Origin of the sequence: Gramella sp. Hel_I_59, assembly GCF_006714895.1 — a bacterium.
Lineage (GTDB): Bacteria > Bacteroidota > Bacteroidia > Flavobacteriales > Flavobacteriaceae > Christiangramia.
On sequence record NZ_VFME01000001.1, the window covers coordinates 975,388 to 991,695 of the forward strand.

Genomic DNA, 16,308 nt, shown 5'->3' on the forward strand with positions numbered 1-16,308 from the left:
CCTGAATTTTGTAATATTTTTACTCAAATAATTTTAAATTCTATAATTTTTATCGTAGAAACCCATTCAAAGTTAGGATTTGATTTGGAGAATACCACTCTTTTTGAAGATTTTCAAAACAAGATAACATGATTCAGGTCGTTCAAAGTGAGCAGAATTTTAGAAATGAGAAATTCCTTTTCAGAGATATGCTCAACGAAGTTTTCTTCTTGTATTGAACCCACAGAAAACTAGATAATATCAGCATATTAATTTATTCAGCAGGAATAAATTTTGACTTTCATTTAAGCATTTAGATTTGCCATAATATAGAAAAAAGCTCCATACATGCATATTAAAATGTATGGAGCTGTCTATTATATAGTTTGAAATTAGCTTACCAGTTCGAGTTTCTTCCCGGCAACTTTTTCACCAAACTGATTACTGGTGTTCTTTTCGCCGCCAGCTTTCAAGGCCTTTTCTCCTGCAAAGAAACTTTTGTGGTCATCTCCAAGATCAGATCCTGCCATTCTCTGGTGCTTAACGCAGGATACACCTTTTCTGATCTCCTGTCGCTGTACACCTTCTACATAGGCCAACATCCCTTCTTCGGAAAAATAGCCTTTCGTTAGATCGTTCATATGTAAAGCAGTGGTGTGATATGTTGGAAGGGTGATCAGGTGATGGAAAACCCCTGCTTCTTTAGCGGCATCCTTTTGAAATGTTCTGATCTTCTCGTCTGCACGATGGCATAATTCAGATCCATCATATTCTACAGCCATCAGGTTATTTCTATCGTACGCAGTCATATTCTCACCTTCTGCAAGCATTTCTTCATAGGCCTGGTTTCTGAAGTTCAATGTCCAGTTAAATGAAGGGGAATTATTATAAACCAGTTTAGCATTTGGGACAACCTCTTTTACACGGTTTACCATATGGGCTATCTGTTTGACATTAGGAGTTGGTGTTTCTATCCATAATAGATCTGCACCATGCTGCAAACTGGTAATACAATCCAGAACAACCCTGTCTATATTAGATCCATCCTTGAATTTATACAATCCGTTAGGTAAACGAACAGGGCGTACCAGCTTCCCATTTCTTTTAAGAAGGACATCGTCTTCTTTTGCTTGGCTGATATCAATGCTTTCAGCTTCCACAAAAGAAAGGTATTTTGAAGCCAGATCTCCTGGTTCATTACTTACCGGTAACTTCTGAGTTAGACCGGCACCTTCAGAATCTGTTCGGGCTACAATCACTCCATCTTCTACTCCTAATTCAAGAAAGGCATATCTAACGGCGTTGAGCTTGGCGATAAAATCTTCATGAGGCACAGTTACTTTTCCATCCTGATGTCCGCATTGTTTTGCATCTGAAACCTGATTTTCTATCTGAATCGCACAGGCTCCAGCTTCAATCATTTCTTTAGCCAGAAGATAAGTTGCTTCCTCATTTCCGAAGCCAGCATCAATATCAGCAATAATTGGAACAATGTGAGTTTCGAAATCATCGATCTCGGCCTGTACATTTTCACCTTTTTCCAGCCTCTTAAAAAGATCGTTAAGTTCTACAGCATCTGCCTGTCTCAGGAAAGTATATATTTCCTTTATCAAAGCAGGAACTGCGGTCTTTTCATGCATGGATTGATCTGGCAATGGACCAAATTCTGAACGTAAGGCAGCAACCATCCAGCCCGATAGATAAAGGTATTTTCTATTAGTAGTTTTATGATGTTTTTTAACCGCGATCATATTTTGCTGAGCCACGAATCCATGCCAGCTACCAAGGGATTGGGTGTATTTAGAGGAGTCGGCATCATAAGCTGCCATGTCCTTTCTCATAATTCCAGCGGTATATTTTGCAATATCCAGTCCTGTTCTAAACCGGTTCTGGCTCATCATTCTTGCGGCGTGTTCAGGTTTTACTGAGTTCCAGCTTTCCCCGTACTTTAGTTTAAGATCTTTCACCGTCTCCAGGGCAGATTGATAATTCGATTGCGATAAATTTTCCATAATTTTGTGTTTGATTATTAAGTTTTTTGAAAGTTTGATAATTGGGTCTCGCAATCTATGCCAGTAGTTGCGAGACATTTTTTATATATGTTTATATGCTGGGAGCGTTAAGAACTCTTCGAATCTTTCAGAAATAACCAGCGTGTCAAAAAGTTTAAAAGCCAATTCGAATTTTGTGTTCTTAATATTGGACTCGCCATATTCGGTAATGATCTTCTCAATTTCATCTTCAAAGATTTCAATATAAAGTTCCATATTGAATTTCCTGCCGTCTGCGAGAACCACTTCATTTTTAAGCCATTGCCATAATTGTGTTCGTGAAATTTCAGCAGTAGCAGCGTCCTCCATCAGGTTGTATAGAGCGACCGCACCATATCCACGCAGCCAGGCTTCCATGTACAGTATGCCTACATTAATATTTTTTCTAATTCCTTCTTCGGTAACCGTTCCATCAGGAATTTTGAGTAGATCCTGTTCTGTTATTTTCAAATCATCCCTGGATACTTTTAGTTGATTAGCTTCAGGCATATGCTTATCGAACTCCTTGAGCGCTACTTCAACCAAAGCAGGATGAGCTACCCAGGTGCCGTCATGACCATTCATAACTTCTCTTTCCTTGTCTTTTCGAACTTTTTCGATCGCTTCGTCATTGGCACGCGGATTATTCTTAATTGGAATTTGGGCAGCCATTCCGCCAATAGCCAGAATTCCTCTTTTGTGACATTTCTGAATTACCAGTTTCGAATAAGCATCCATAAATGGAGAGGTCATGGTGACCTGATCACGATTAGGAACAACGAAATCAGGACGGTTTCTGAACTTCTTGATATAGGAAAATATATAGTCCCAGCGACCGCAATTAAGTCCAACAATATGGTCTTTTAGTTCGTAGATAATCTCATCTAACTGGAAGCTGGCTGTGATCGTTTCAACCAGTACCGTTGCTTTAAATGTACCTGTGGGAACATTGAGGTATTCCTGTGCGAAAACAAAAACCTCATTCCACCAGCGGGCTTCTTCGTAGTGTTCGAGTTTTGGCAAGTAAAAGTAAGGTGCTGTACCATTTCCAAGCATCGTTTTGGTATTATGAAATACATACAGGCCAAAATCTACAAGGCTTCCAGATGCTTCTTCTTCACTAATTAAAAGATGCTTTTCGTTAAGGTGTAAACCTCTTGGTCGCACGAGGAGGACTGCTGGGTCAGGGTTCAAAGTATAGGATTTTCCACGTGCAGCGTCTTCCAGTGAGATAGTTCCTGCATTTGCATCTTTAAGGTTTTGCTGACCTTCAATCACATTTTCCCAGGTAGGAGAGGTACTGTCTTCCAGGTCTGCCATGAAAGTTTTGGCGCCCGAGTTTAATGCATTGATGATCATTTTCCTGTCTACCGGTCCGGTGATCTCAACTCGCCGGTCTTGAAGATCTGCTGGGATCTGACCTGCTTTCCAGTCTCCATTTCTTATGGAAGCTGTTTCAGCAGGAAACTCAGGTACGTTACCGGAATCAAAATGTTGCTGCTGTGCTTCTCTTTTCTCCAGAAGTGCAAGTCTTTTGTGGTTGAATCTTTCATGTAACGTGATTAGAAACTCTAGTGCTTTTTCGGAAAGAATTTGCGGATAGTAATTAGTAACCTCTTTACTGAAGTGTAATTGTAATGAGTTTAGTGTGTTGTTTTCCATTATGTTAGGGTTTTGCACGACAATATTATAATAAAGAACTCAATAAAACAAGCGAACGTTCGCTAAAAGTAAATATTCGCAAATAATTCATATTCGCAAATTTGTTTATATTTGATTCTATGCAGGAAGATTATATCAAACTAATTTTTGGATTGAAGTTAAAGCAGATAAGGACTGAGAAGAGTTTATCTCTATTTGGATTGTCTAAACTTTCAGGACTTTCCAAGTCATATTTGAATGAGATCGAGAATGGAAAAAAATATCCTAAACCTGATAAAATTGCTTTACTATCAGATAAATTAGAGGTTCCTTATGATCAAATGGTCTCCCTTAAGCTTGATAAGAACCTCGCGCCAATAGGAGAATTACTTCAGTCAAAAATACTTAAAGAAATTCCGCTTGAATTATTCGGGATTAAGGAGAGCAACCTTATCGATATAGTTTCCAATGCTCCGGCAAAGGTGAATGCCTTCATTAGTACCATTATTGAAATAGCCAAGCACTATAACTTTAGCAGGGAAAGCTTTTTCCTGGCTTCGGTTCGATCTTTTCAGGAAGCGAATAACAATTACTTTGATGATCTGGAACAGCAGGTTTTAAAATTTTCAAAAGCTTACCAGGTAGATCTTACCAAATCACCAGGTTCCAAAGTGCTTGAGGAGATTCTGGTAGAGGAGTATCAATATGTAATTAACGAAGAAGAGCTAGATAAATTTGAAGCTTTAGAGAATTTGCGCTCTGTCTTTGTTCCGAAAACCAATACCCTTCTGCTGGCAAAGGGAATAGATGAAGCTCAGCGCAGTTTTATATTTGCAAAGGAACTCGCATATAATTACCTCGAAATTTCAGATCGGCTGCATTCTTTTCCGTGGATAAAATTTGAAAGATTTGATCAGGTCTTAAATAACTTTTATGCCTCCTATTTTGCAGGAGCATTAGTGATCCCGAAGGATGAACTTACCATCCAGTTGGAAAATCTATTTCAGAAGGAAAACTTTGATCATATTCATTTTCTGAATATGATGCATAATTTTAATGCTTCTCCGGAAACATTCTACCAGAGGCTTACCAATATCCTTCCGAAGGAATTCAACATAAAGAACCTGTTTTTCCTAAGGATCACGCATAAAGCGGATAGCGGTAAGTTTTATTTGAACAAAGAATTGCACTTAACCCACCATCATTCCCCTCGTGCGAATGAAACCAACGAGCATTACTGTAGGCGCTGGATGTCGTTAAAGGTGATCAAAGAAATCAGTAAGTCTAAGAACTCACACGAATTTGATGTGCAGATCTCCAATTATCCCAGTCATGAAAACAGGTATCTAATTTTTTCTTCAGCAACCAAAGACCCTTTTAGAGAAAATCAATTTAGAAGTATCAGCATTGGTTTGCTAATTAATAAACAACTGGAGCGAAAGCTAAAATTCCTCGAGGATCAAAATATTGTTAGAAAGAATGTTGGAGTGACCTGTGAGCGTTGCGCTATTTCCGACTGTAAAGTAAGAAAGGCACCTGCGATCGTTCTGGAAAAGCGCGAGAAGAACAGTAAAATAGAGTCTATTGTAGATGAATTAACGGCTAAGTTCCAAGCTTAATAACTCTTTCTAGTTTTTAAGTAAATTGAAAAATACATAGGTAAAGAACAGGAAGAAAATCCAGTCATTCACACCATACACCGCATAGAACATTCCGGCAAAAAGATCTTTATCGAACACCTCTGTAATGCTATTATTAAGATGCCAGTTGATCCATGTAAAACCATAAATAAATTTTTCTATAGCAAAAACTGCGATTAGCCACTTCACTCTATGGTAATTATTTGCGACTGAAATATAAGCCAAACCCCATATCAGGATCATTAATAAGCCGAAATTAGACATTACCACCGGGTCAAACTTAGGAATAACCGGGTTGGTAAATAGTTTTGAAAATAAGAGCACCGACATGTTCATTAAACCGGCGAGAATAAATCCTTTGCGAATGCTTGATGGGCTACTTTCCATGTTCTTCAATTTAAATACTTCTGAAATTTAGAAGGATCGTCTTGTTTGACGAAATTTCAGAGGAAAGTTAAGTCTTTTCGGGTCATGAGAAATTATAACTCCAGACTTATTCAGAATACTACATATTTAGGGAACTTCGATGATGGAGATATTTTCTAATTTCCACAGCTAGAATTTATTCTGAATGCTGAAGCGTAGTAAAGGATATTTCCGAAGAAAAAAATAGAGAATGACGGAGCTGAGAGTAAATTGTGCTTAGTCTGAAGAAAATGACGGAAAAAGGTAAGTTTCAGATGCTTTCAGGATTGAAGGATCAGCTGCCTTCTGAGTTTGGTGCTTCTAATCTGTAAAACTTTTAAAATTCATGCGTTTGGCTAAGATCAGGTAATTCTTGAGAAGTCTGTTAATTCGCGCTTTACCTTCAGGATTAGTGCTGTGAGAAGACCATTGCGGTGGTAGCAGTTGATGATTATAGCAATAATCGATCAGTACTTCGGCACAATCAAAGCCATTGAATGAATTGCTTAAATCGTAATCAAAACAAATTGCATCTGGCAATCCATTTGTATGGATCCAGGTTTGAAATTCATTGATCTCTTTCAGCCATATAATATTGACATCACGGCCAATGGGACTGAACGCCAGCCAATCCATTTTTTTCTCAAGGGGATTGATTCGGTCATCCAACCATATTAGCGTTTTACGATGAGACTTTCTGTTTTTTTTAATAGCAACTGAGACTGATTCTTTTAGTAAAGCTGGTCTATTCAAAGTAAAGAGATTCTGCGACCCAATTGAAAATAAGTCTTTCAGGTTCAAAAGATTCCGAAGAATATGACTGTGGTAAGCTTTCATTAAAAAATATCTCAAAGGTTGGTGAATTTAAAAACAGAGGAGGCTATAGTAAAATGAACCCGGGATCTCCTAAATTTTTTGAATTCGCACCACGAGAAAAATGAATAGCATGAAAATGGCTCCAATAAATAATACGGTGTACAGATTTTCTTCCCAAATGCGATAGTAGAATTCCTGGTGTAGATAAATTGACCTGCATAGAACTGCAGCGATCACTAAACACAAGCTCTTGTAAAATTTACTTTTCATAATATTGATCTTTAAAAAACCAGATAGCCCGCGCATTAATAGTGCTGAAAATTAACTTCTTCTCTAAACCCTACGAGAAGAAAATGGCGAAGACTATCTGGACCAACTAGGTTTGTTGAATTAATTAATCTAAAAACTTTTCAATCCCATCCTTCAAAAAGCAGAAGGCTGAATATTTTATATTCCGCACCTCCTTCAGGTGCTTTTCAATCTTTTTACGTAAAACGATATGAGCATTAATAAAAGCATGGTCACACTGTATATCATCACATTCATTCATCTCATCCAGCCTGGGAAGAAATTTCTGACAGGTTTTCAAAATGTTGTGATTTATCTCTCTTAGATCCTGGAATTGATCGAAGAGATATTCAGAATCAACACGATTTACCTTTGTTCTTTTAATAAGTGAAGAATTAAAAATATCCAGGTAAAATTCAATTTCCTGAGCCACAAAATCCAGTTCGAGTTTCCATTGCCTAACCTCATTTTGAAGCCTGATCGTTTCTATCTCCTCTTCACTGTGGTGTTCCTGAATGTTGCTTATCATAGTTCATATTCATTATTCCTGATTCTATTTGTTTTACTTCCTGGATATGTATGTGACTTTCTCCAAGTGGAAAGGTCCAGGTAATGTTGTCTCCCTTTGCGTATCCAAAAAGCGCAAGTCCCATGGGAGCCAGAACAGAGATCCTGTTCTTACGCAAATCACCTTTGTCTGGAGTCACGATCTGGTAGGTTCTTTCTACTGAGTATGCAGTTTTAATACTTACAAACGAATTCAGTCGAATCACATCTGCAGGCATCGTAGCATTGCTTACCACCTTTGCACTTTTGAGCTCTTCATTCAATTTATGGATCGATGCTTTGTAGGAGGTGTCTTTGTAGTATTTAGCCAGCGACATGATTTGTTTTAGAAAATCATATTCCTTCTTCTCAATTATTAATTCTCCGTATTTCATTTCTTACTTATTTATTTGCAGTCCTATTAAGGAAAAATCCCTCTTTGTTTGTAGGCCGTTTCTACTCTGGAAATAGCCAGGATAAATGCCGCTGTTCTCCAGTCCACCTCACGCTTATTTACTTCATTATGGATCTTATGAAAGTTTTCGGTTAATTTCTTCTGGATCTTGGCCATCACCTCATCCAGCTGCCATAACTCTCCGTTTCTATTCTGAAGCCATTCAAAATAACTTCCAATTACACCACCAGAGTTGCAGAAAATATCAGGAATGATCTTCACTGCATTTTGAAGCAGAATTTGTTCACCCTCTTTATCTGTAGGTCCGTTGGCTCCTTCAGCAACGATCGAAGCTTTGATTTTAAAGGCATTTTCAGCAGTGATCTGGTTCCCTAGAGCTGCAGGAATGACGATGTCGCAATCCAGTCCGAAGAATTCATCAGCATCTATTTCCGTAGCGCCATCGAATTCTTTTATAGATCCTTTTCTGGGTTCACAATGCTGAGCCAAAGCTTCAGTATCTATCCCATTTTCGCTGTATACTGTCGCGTGCGCATCCTGAACAGCTATTAGCTTTGCGCCATCCTGAGATAAAAAGTGGGATGCCCAGTAGCCTACATTTCCAAAGCCCTGTACGATGAATCTTTTATCTTTTAGTTCCTGCTGTTCGGTTTCCAGCAATAACTTAATGGAAAGATACACCCCAAACCCGGTTGCACGATCACGACCTTCCAGACCTCCTGCTCCTACGGGTTTGCCAGTTACCACATGCTGATTATGTGAACGTTCTGATGATGAGATGGTAGACATATAGGTGTCTACGATCCAGGCCATGGTCTGCGGATTGGTATTTACATCTGGCGCAGGGATGTCATGTTCCGGTCCAATGTTTTCGCCCAAAGCATAGGTGAATCTACGGGTAATGCGTTCCAGCTCTGAATCGGAATAATTTCGAGGATCTATCTGAATACCTCCTTTTGCGCCACCGAATGGTAGTCCGGCGAGGGAAGTTTTCCAGGTCATCCACATCGCAAGTGCCTTGGCAGCATCAATATCTACCGTATCGTGGTATCGAAGTCCGCCTTTGTAAGGTCCTAATGCATTATTATGTTGAACACGGTATCCGGTAAAAACCTCCACTTTGCCATTGTCCATTTTAACTGGAAAATGAACAATGATCTCATTATTGGTAATACCCAGGATCTTTCTGATATTTGGGTTCAAATCTATCATATCTGCCGTATTGTTGAACTGGTTCATTACGGTCTCGTACATAGATTGTTTAATCACTTTTTTAGTGTTTATCATTTTGTATTATTGAAAGTGTTCACAATGGAATTTTCTGTCCTCTTTCCAGGTACAGGTTCTGCGATTGTCGCAGTTGAAGCATAAGCCTTTGAGCATTTCCTGGGTGATACCTTCAGGATGCTCCCTATTTGGAATAGTGACTTTAGCTATTTCCTTAATCAAATTCATTCGGTCATAGATTTAATTTTTTCTGATTACAGAAAGTCAAAACCTATGCCCGTGCTAAGAATTTTTCACAAATTATAATTTATGCTACTGATATCCAGTAACTTATATAATAAAAGAATATTTATGACTCTATTTAAATCGAGGAGAAACGCCCCAGCTGGGAAGAAACGTACCGGTACTATTTGATCGTTAGTTTAGCTTTTTTCGAAGTGTTTTACGATCTATTTGGAGAATTTCGGCTGCTTTGGTTTTATTATTATCCACACTGGCCATTATTTTAAGAATATGTTCCATTTCCACTTCCTTCAAAGATTTTGAAGTAGAATTATGGTCTGGGACTGGGTATTTGAGATGATCTGGAAGTTGTTCTAAATCGATACAGTCTTCGCTCATAATAATTGCTCTCTGAACCACATTTTCCAGTTCACGCACATTTCCAGGCCAGTTATATCTTTCCAGTATTTCCAGGGCTTTTGGAGTGAACTCTATTCGTGGTCTGGCATATTCTGAAGCATATTTTCGAAGAAAATTCTTAGCGAGTAGCGCGATATCACTCTTATGGTCCCGAAGTGGAGGGGTTTCGATATTCACAACATTTAACCTGTAATAGAGATCTTCTCTAAAACTTCCTTTTTCAACCATCTGTAGGAGGTCACTATTTGTTGCAGCGACTATGCGGAGTTCTATTTTTTTAGCTTTCTGTTCTCCAATTCTCCGAACTTCTTTCTCCTGAAGTACTCTCAATAATCGTGTTTGAACAGTTAATGGAGCAGTGCCAATTTCATCCAGGAAGATTGTACCACCGGCAGCAGCCTGGAAAAAACCGGGTCGATCCTCATTGGCTCCTGTAAATGCTCCTTTCTTATAACCAAAAAGTTCGGCTTCCAGAAGTTCTCCCGGGATAGCTCCGCAGTTAACGGCGATAAAAGGGTTTGCAGCAAAGGAACCTTTATAGTGAATAGCTCGTGCAACAAGTTCTTTACCCGTCCCGCTTTCGCCCTGAATTAATACGGTGGCGCGGTTATTCTTAACCCGTTCTATAAGATCAATAAGTTGTTCGATCTTTTCTGAATTACCTACAATTCCGGCATAAGCGGTTGCTTTGTTAGTGGACGGAATTGTAACTTCAGAATTCTGGGACTTTTTAGGAAGTGATTTTTCTACAGATTGTTTTAATTCTTCCGCAGTAAATGGCTTTACGATATAATCCAGTGCACCAGATCTCATGGCATTCAATGCGCCGTCCATGGAAGGGTATCCGGTGATGACCAGTTTCGGAACTTTTGGAAAATGTTCTTCTACATATTTTATGAGTTCCATTCCACCAATACCAGGCATTTGCAGATCGGTAATTAGAAGATCCACAGCATTGAACTTTAGAATATCGATCGCTTCCTTTACTGAAGCCGCCTTGTAAGAGTGAAAGTGTTGCTCCTGAAGTTGACGTTGTACTAATTCAAGCATGTCATAATCATCATCAACTATAAGAATATTAGCCTTTTTTAGCAGCATAACTTACATTTTTAGAGGTAGCTTAATTTGAAAAACAGTTCCTGTAGGTTTATTATCAAAATTAATGATTTCTCCGCGATGACTTTTAATAATTCCATGAACTACACTAAGTCCTAACCCGGAACCTTCTCCTACAGGTTTTGTAGTAAAAAATGGTTCGTAGATCCTGGCATTTAGATCGGCTGGAATACCAGGGCCCTGGTCTTCAATTCCCAATAAAAAATGGGAATCCGTGCTGGTTACTTGAATAGAGATGAGGCTTTTTTTAGGGGAAGCGTAAATAGCATTTATAAGCAGATTAAAAAGTACCTGGGTAAACTGAATCGTATCAATTTGAGCTTCCAGATCGGGATTGTCAATTTTAAATTTATGACTAACCTCTGCTTTGTAAAAATTTTGAGATAGTAATTTTAATGCCTGGTCAATGATTGGTTTGATCTGAACGAACTCCTGATGCTGCGGCATTTCACAGGCAAAGAACATTAATTTTTTTACAATTTCGCGAGAATAAATAGCTGCTTTAATGATCTTGCCTGTATCTTTTCCGGTTTGGTTTTCCTGAGTTTTTGATTTGATCAATTCAGCAAAACCCAGAATATTTCCAAGAGGTGTATTTAGTTCATGGGCAATCCCCGCAGTTATTTCTCCTAAAATGGAAAGTCGGTCATTTCGCTCTGCACTTCTTTTTAAAAGTTCTTCTTTTCTGGTGATTTCTCTGCGTTCAAAAAATTCACTAATCTCGATCGATATCTTGTTTAAAAGTTTTTGTTCCTCTTCCAGAAAGTATGCGTTCTTCAGCTTTGCAGTATCATAATAGACTTTTATCGAACCATTACTTTCCTTGAAAAAAGTGATATGGCTTTCCTGGACAATAGAATTTTCTGGAATATCTGAAGTTGAAATCTGAAGCTCATCTACTTTTAACTCAACGATCGCATGGTCAGGATAAAACCAGGCTTTTTTGGTTATCTCACAAATTTCTTCCATCGTGTTTTCAACTGAATCTGAATGTTTACGAATCGCGGAGGAAACCTCGTAAAGGCAGGACAGTTCCTTGATACGTTCTTCGAGTTTTTTAGATAAGGAAATTTCTTTCGGCATTTATATAGGTTTTCGAACTGAATAATAAATAGCGAAATTTCGAAATTGCATTTTATTGACCGTTATTATTTTTTTTTCAGAATAATAGAATGTACTGCAGCTGTATATTATAAAGATCGAATTTCGTGCTATAATATAATTATTTTAATCGTAGGAGTAGTTGTATAGGGTCTGACCACCAAATTTTCCTAAAAGCGATACATTTTTTCTTAAGTTTTAGATTGACAAATACTTCAAATTTTATTTCGAGCAAAATTTAGTGTAACCATTATTTCAGTTTTTGGCATTTCTGTAATTCATATCTAAATATCCTCATTGGAAGCGTTAATATGCAAAAATAGCATCCTTTTAATTAGCTAAATACTTCAGAAAATTGATGTAAAACTGAGACTTATAACTTTAGAAATTTCAGAAGAAATTCATCGATACACTACCGAGCGCGATGAGTGATTTATCGAAGGGTACGGGAAACCGTAAGGTTAGTTGAAAACATCTTCTTTATTTTGAATTTCCTAGAAATTTATAAAAGTTAATTATCAACTAAATCCAAATTAATGAAGAAATTATTACTTAGAATCTCATTTATTATGTGCATTACCGTTTTGTTCTCAAGTTGTGCAGCGGGTCTTACGGGCTACATGAATAATTCAGCAGCATTGAGTGCAAATAATTACACTTATGTAAAAAGAGATTTGCAAGGCATGTCCCAGGCCACTTACGTGCTGGGTATCGGAGGAATGAACAGAGAAGCCATTGTCGATGAGGCAAAACAACAAATGCTCGAAAATTTCACTTTACAGGATGGTCAGACTTTGGCGAATACTACTGTCAATTTTAAATATTCCAACTTCTTAGGGATTGTTGCCACAACGAAGTGTTATGTCACTGCAGATATTGTGGAATTTAAATAAAATAAATTCAATTTTTAAAACGGATTAAACTAAATATTTGATCCGTTTTTTTATACCTATTCAAATGAGATGCAAAAATCTGATTGTATATAACCTAATAGTAGTCTTTTTGTTTTCAAGTTGTGCCAGCACTACATTGATTGATTCTTCTCCTTCAAATGCAAAAATTTATATCAACGGTGAAAATGTTGGAACTACACCTTATAAACATCGAGATACAAAGATAGTAGGTAGCACGAATCAAGTAAGAATTGAAAAACAAGGCTTTCAAACCTATAACACAACATTTTCAAAAAACGAAGAAATAGCAGTTGGTCCTTTAATTGGGGGATTGTTTGTCCTGGTTCCTTACTTATGGATAATGAAATACAAAAAAGCGAGGGTTTATGATTTGAGACCTGTGAGTAAGCGGAAGTGATACGGCGAGATAGCTTATGATAGAGAAGCATGGAGAATCAAATTTCAGTAATAACAGTAGTTACTCATACAAGTTTGAACTGTTGAAAACAATATATCGCTAGTGAATCAAGATATCATAGATCAGCAGACTCGATATAGTATCTCAATTTAGAATTAGTGTGCAAAAAAAATCCTGCTTGATAAAATTCGGAAGGATTTCTTTGATACAAATCGCAATGCGATTGTGAGTGATTGTCGAACTTGTTTTGTCTTGTTTTTACCTAACCGTTATGTTTGCTTGTTAAGAGTCTGATTTGTTGAAAGACTTAAACTTTTTATCCTTTGATTATATAGTAAGCGATACGTAATCCTGTCACTTTAAGTTATCACCGGATCTGTAAATGATGATCCAAATCAAAAAAGGATTCATTAGTATACTTTTCTTATTATTTTCAGGAAAATTTAATTATGAGAACTTTTTTGATTCTAATTTTCTGTGCATTTGGCTCGATGGTCTATTCGCAAAATCGTTGTAAAGTTAGAGCAGATATTTCATACACTAGTTCGGAAAAAGAGTATAAAATCGAACTTGACAGAAGGCAAAATGTCTCTAGTTTAATCATATATAAGCTCTCTTCGGAAAGAAAAAGCTATAGTCTGCGTGATCAAAAAAGAGTAGATGAATTACGTGGAAAGTGGAAAACTGCTGAGGAGCATAGAGAACTCGAAGAAATAAGAAATAGATATAAAATTTTTGATAAGGATTCTATATTAATCTCCAACAATAGTAAAACATTCAAATATTCTGACTCCCTATTATTTCACAGTGAAAAATTTCTGAAGGAAAAATTAAATCAACCAGTATATACCGATGCTATGTATGTAGAGATCTATGAAAATGGATTTCAAAAGTATAATGTCTATAATCCTCAGACAGATATTTATTCAATTTTTTATTACTTTATTCAATCGGCATTACAAGAATACTGGAAGAAAGTTTCAAGCCCTATCTTAACAAAAGACTATACCTCTATTCATTAGTCACCTATTTTGTCACCTGCAAATAAAAAACCCCGTAATCATTGATGATTCGGGGCTATAGAGTGGAGTCGGAGTGGCTGGCTTCGCCTCAACCTTGTTCTCCCCATCCGGTAAATGCATCTGGCTGTCCTTTCAGTCCAGGTGTTTTGAAACAAAAAGATCTGCTCAGGTAAGTACCTGGCAGATCTTTTAAATTTTAATCCGCAGCCCGGCTGCGTTTAATTGTGGAGTCGGAGGGGTTCGAACCCTCGTCCAAACAAGCAATTCAGATGCTTTCTACACGTTTAGTTTTCACTTGATTGTCGATGCAAAGCCGGCCGAAAACCACCAACTTTACACGTATTCTCGATTAAGTTTCAGAAACTCATCAAGACCCTGAGCTTCCTATATTTACTTTATCGGTGCCTCTGTTGTGGATGCCGTAAATCAAGGCCTCCACGAGACATCTCGGCTCCCTGCCTTGCAGGGACTAAGTATAACCTACTGTAATTCGGTTACGCAGCCAAGGCGTAGTTATTCTCGCCGTTTGAAAAAGTGTGAAACATGAGATTTAAGAGCTATATCCCCGGCGCTCTACGTGCTTACAACTCAATTAGACTCGCTGTCAAAACCAAGTCGACCCCATAAAATAATGAACATTTTCTTTGTAATCTTCTGGGCGTTCCGCTCCTCCCTTCGTCCCTTCGACAAGCTCAGGGCTCAGGACGTCGCGGCGGGCTATTCGCTTCAATCTTTTTGCTCATACTTCACAAAAAGGATTTCCGCTGCTATCCCTAACGCAACTACTATTTATTTCAAATAATAGTACTCAGAATCTCAAAGAATAACCGATCTCTAAAAGAGTTCGGGCCTGCAAAGATACTCATTTTAATTTATATCTTTGAGACACATCAAATTCTACAAAAGCTATACCATAATGATAAAATTCGCCCTTATCAGGGAACGAAAAACTCCACCAGACAGGCGAGTGGTTTTTTCTCCTCAAATGCTTCAGGAAGCCCAGAAACAGTTTCCGAAGGCAGTATTTAAAGTCGAAAGTTCTGATATCAGGATATTTAGCGACCAGCAATACAGAGAGGCTGGTTTTGAGGTAAGCGATGATGTGACAGATTGTGATGTGCTAATAGGAGTAAAGGAAGTTCCAATTCCAGATCTGGTACCTGACAAAAAGTACTTTTTCTTTTCTCATACGATCAAAAAGCAGCCATATAATCGTGACTTGCTTCGTGAAGTCCTGGAAAGGAGAATCGAATTGTATGATCATGAGGTCATCACCAATAAGAATAATGGCAGGTTGATAGGCTTTGGGCGTTATGCTGGATTAGTAGGAGCTTATAATGGGATTCGAATGATTGGTAAGAAGGAAGATCGGTTTGATCTTCCCAAAGCAGAAGATCTTCCAGATCTCGATTCACTATTGAAAGAACTCGATAAGATAGATCTTCCTAAGTACAAATTTGTATTAACCGGAAGTGGTAAAGTAGCGCACGGAGCCAGGGAAATCCTTGAGCATTTAAAAATAAAACAGGTTGATCCAGAAACCTACCGTGTTAGTGAGTTCGATGAACCGGTGTTTTGTCATATCGATGTGCTGGATTACGCCAAACGAAAAGATAAGGCTGAAGGCAGCCGAATGGAATTTTATAAAGTTCCGGAGAACTATGATCCTGATTTCATGAAATTCGCCAAAACCAGTGATGTCTTTATTGCTGGTCATTTTTATGGCGAAGGCGCTCCAGTATTTTATTCCGAAGAAGATATGCAGCATAAAGATTTCAGAATAAAATATGTGGCAGATATTTCATGTGATATTGCCGGACCAGTTGCAAGTACCATACGACCTTCCACGATAGCGGAACCTTTTTATGGTGTTGACTTAAACACAAATGTTGAGGTAGATTTCAAAAGCAAAAATGCTATAGCCGTAATGGCCGTAGATAACTTGCCATGTGAATTACCTAAAGATGCCAGCGAAGGTTTTGGAGAGATGTTTCTTAAACACGTAATTCCGGCATTTTTTAATGAGGATAGGGATACTATTCTTGGAAGATCGAAAATGACCGAAAATGGAAAATTAACTCCATTGTACTCTTATCTACAGGATTTTGTAGATGGAAAAGAATAAAACT

At 37.9% G+C, this 16,308-nt stretch carries 15 protein-coding genes and 1 other RNA gene; 5 read left to right on the plus strand and 11 right to left on the minus strand.

The genetic code is table 11. The annotated features are described in order from the left end of the window. Positions 1 to 371: 371 nt before the first annotated feature. Entirely contained in the window at positions 372 to 1,991 is a 1,620-nt protein-coding gene (locus JM79_RS04445) for an isocitrate lyase (RefSeq protein WP_141876996.1), read from the minus strand. An 81-nt stretch (positions 1,992 to 2,072) separates the two neighbouring features. After that, positions 2,073 to 3,671 carry a malate synthase A gene (gene aceB, locus JM79_RS04450; protein ID WP_141876997.1) on the minus strand — a complete coding sequence of 533 codons (1,599 nt, stop codon included), beginning with the start codon at positions 3,669 to 3,671 and terminating at the stop codon, positions 2,073 to 2,075. Between the two features lie 119 nt (positions 3,672 to 3,790). Between aceB and JM79_RS04455 the strand changes: the two genes are divergently transcribed. After that, positions 3,791 to 5,269 (plus strand): XRE family transcriptional regulator, encoded by a 1,479-nt coding sequence (locus JM79_RS04455; RefSeq protein WP_141876998.1) that lies wholly within the window; start codon positions 3,791 to 3,793, stop codon positions 5,267 to 5,269. A gap of 9 nt (positions 5,270 to 5,278) precedes the next feature. Here JM79_RS04455 and JM79_RS04460 read toward each other — a convergent pair whose 3' ends face one another. The 8 genes from JM79_RS04460 to JM79_RS04490 form a co-directional block, all read right to left on the minus strand. Beyond that, positions 5,279 to 5,677: a hypothetical protein gene (locus JM79_RS04460; RefSeq protein WP_026915314.1), complete on the minus strand. Its 399-nt coding sequence runs from the start codon at positions 5,675 to 5,677 to the stop codon at positions 5,279 to 5,281. Positions 5,678 to 6,016: 339 nt separating this feature from the next. Next, positions 6,017 to 6,532 carry a cyclic-phosphate processing receiver domain-containing protein gene (locus JM79_RS04465; protein ID WP_141876999.1) on the minus strand — a complete coding sequence of 172 codons (516 nt, stop codon included), beginning with the start codon at positions 6,530 to 6,532 and terminating at the stop codon, positions 6,017 to 6,019. Positions 6,533 to 6,905: 373 nt separating this feature from the next. After that, entirely contained in the window at positions 6,906 to 7,328 is a 423-nt protein-coding gene (locus JM79_RS04470; protein ID WP_141877000.1) for a hypothetical protein, read from the minus strand. After that, the gene (locus tag JM79_RS04475) at positions 7,297 to 7,740 is read right to left on the minus strand and encodes a GreA/GreB family elongation factor (RefSeq protein WP_141877001.1); all 444 of its coding nucleotides are present in this window, start codon (positions 7,738 to 7,740) and stop codon (positions 7,297 to 7,299) included. The genes JM79_RS04470 and JM79_RS04475 overlap by 32 nt, the downstream gene beginning before the upstream one ends. Positions 7,741 to 7,766: 26 nt before the next feature. Further along, positions 7,767 to 9,047, minus strand: coding sequence for a Glu/Leu/Phe/Val dehydrogenase (locus JM79_RS04480; protein WP_141877002.1), 1,281 nt, complete (start codon positions 9,045 to 9,047; stop codon positions 7,767 to 7,769). 6 nt (positions 9,048 to 9,053) lie between these two features. After that, a complete protein-coding gene (locus JM79_RS16115; protein ID WP_157514601.1) occupies positions 9,054 to 9,215 on the minus strand; it encodes a hypothetical protein in 162 nt (53 codons plus the stop codon). A gap of 189 nt (positions 9,216 to 9,404) precedes the next feature. Further along, positions 9,405 to 10,727: a sigma-54 dependent transcriptional regulator gene (locus JM79_RS04485; RefSeq protein WP_141877003.1), complete on the minus strand. Its 1,323-nt coding sequence runs from the start codon at positions 10,725 to 10,727 to the stop codon at positions 9,405 to 9,407. A gap of 3 nt (positions 10,728 to 10,730) precedes the next feature. Continuing rightward, on the minus strand, positions 10,731 to 11,828 hold the full coding sequence (locus tag JM79_RS04490; protein WP_141877004.1) for an ATP-binding protein: 1,098 nt from the start codon (positions 11,826 to 11,828) through the stop codon (positions 10,731 to 10,733). Between the two features lie 554 nt (positions 11,829 to 12,382). Between JM79_RS04490 and JM79_RS04495 the strand changes: the two genes are divergently transcribed. The 3 genes from JM79_RS04495 to JM79_RS04505 all read left to right on the plus strand — a co-directional run bounded on the left by JM79_RS04495 (position 12,383) and on the right by JM79_RS04505 (position 14,179). Beyond that, positions 12,383 to 12,739, plus strand: coding sequence for a DUF6567 family protein (locus JM79_RS04495; RefSeq protein ID WP_141877005.1), 357 nt, complete (start codon positions 12,383 to 12,385; stop codon positions 12,737 to 12,739). A gap of 37 nt (positions 12,740 to 12,776) precedes the next feature. Beyond that, positions 12,777 to 13,157 carry a PEGA domain-containing protein gene (locus JM79_RS04500; protein WP_141877006.1) on the plus strand — a complete coding sequence of 127 codons (381 nt, stop codon included), beginning with the start codon at positions 12,777 to 12,779 and terminating at the stop codon, positions 13,155 to 13,157. Positions 13,158 to 13,606: 449 nt separating this feature from the next. Beyond that, entirely contained in the window at positions 13,607 to 14,179 is a 573-nt protein-coding gene (locus tag JM79_RS04505; protein WP_141877007.1) for a hypothetical protein, read from the plus strand. A gap of 222 nt (positions 14,180 to 14,401) precedes the next feature. Here JM79_RS04505 and ssrA read toward each other — a convergent pair. Next, positions 14,402 to 14,802: a transfer-messenger RNA gene (ssrA, locus tag JM79_RS04510) on the minus strand. A gap of 293 nt (positions 14,803 to 15,095) precedes the next feature. Between ssrA and JM79_RS04515 the strand changes: the two genes are divergently transcribed. Continuing rightward, positions 15,096 to 16,304, plus strand: a complete 1,209-nt coding sequence (locus tag JM79_RS04515) for an NAD(P)-dependent oxidoreductase (RefSeq protein ID WP_141877008.1) — start codon at positions 15,096 to 15,098, stop codon at positions 16,302 to 16,304. Positions 16,305 to 16,308: the final 4 nt, after the last annotated feature.

Bases quoted from the DNA above. Each gene is read 5' to 3' on its own strand.
- aceB (WP_141876997.1), bottom strand. From the start codon at position 3,671: ATGGAAAACAACACACTAAACTCATTACAATTACACTTCAGTAAAGAG.
- JM79_RS04505 (WP_141877007.1), top strand. From the start codon at position 13,607: ATGAGAACTTTTTTGATTCTAATTTTCTGTGCATTTGGCTCGATGGTC.
- JM79_RS04515 (WP_141877008.1), top strand. From the start codon at position 15,096: ATGATAAAATTCGCCCTTATCAGGGAACGAAAAACTCCACCAGACAGG.
- JM79_RS04485 (WP_141877003.1), bottom strand. From the start codon at position 10,727: ATGCTGCTAAAAAAGGCTAATATTCTTATAGTTGATGATGATTATGAC.
- JM79_RS16115 (WP_157514601.1), bottom strand. From the start codon at position 9,215: ATGAATTTGATTAAGGAAATAGCTAAAGTCACTATTCCAAATAGGGAG.
- JM79_RS04470 (WP_141877000.1), bottom strand. From the start codon at position 7,328: ATGATAAGCAACATTCAGGAACACCACAGTGAAGAGGAGATAGAAACG.
- JM79_RS04480 (WP_141877002.1), bottom strand. From the start codon at position 9,047: ATGATAAACACTAAAAAAGTGATTAAACAATCTATGTACGAGACCGTA.
- JM79_RS04460 (WP_026915314.1), bottom strand. From the start codon at position 5,677: ATGGAAAGTAGCCCATCAAGCATTCGCAAAGGATTTATTCTCGCCGGT.
- JM79_RS04475 (WP_141877001.1), bottom strand. From the start codon at position 7,740: ATGAAATACGGAGAATTAATAATTGAGAAGAAGGAATATGATTTTCTA.
- JM79_RS04495 (WP_141877005.1), top strand. From the start codon at position 12,383: ATGAAGAAATTATTACTTAGAATCTCATTTATTATGTGCATTACCGTT.
- JM79_RS04455 (WP_141876998.1), top strand. From the start codon at position 3,791: ATGCAGGAAGATTATATCAAACTAATTTTTGGATTGAAGTTAAAGCAG.
- JM79_RS04445 (WP_141876996.1), bottom strand. From the start codon at position 1,991: ATGGAAAATTTATCGCAATCGAATTATCAATCTGCCCTGGAGACGGTG.
- JM79_RS04490 (WP_141877004.1), bottom strand. From the start codon at position 11,828: ATGCCGAAAGAAATTTCCTTATCTAAAAAACTCGAAGAACGTATCAAG.
- JM79_RS04465 (WP_141876999.1), bottom strand. From the start codon at position 6,532: ATGAAAGCTTACCACAGTCATATTCTTCGGAATCTTTTGAACCTGAAA.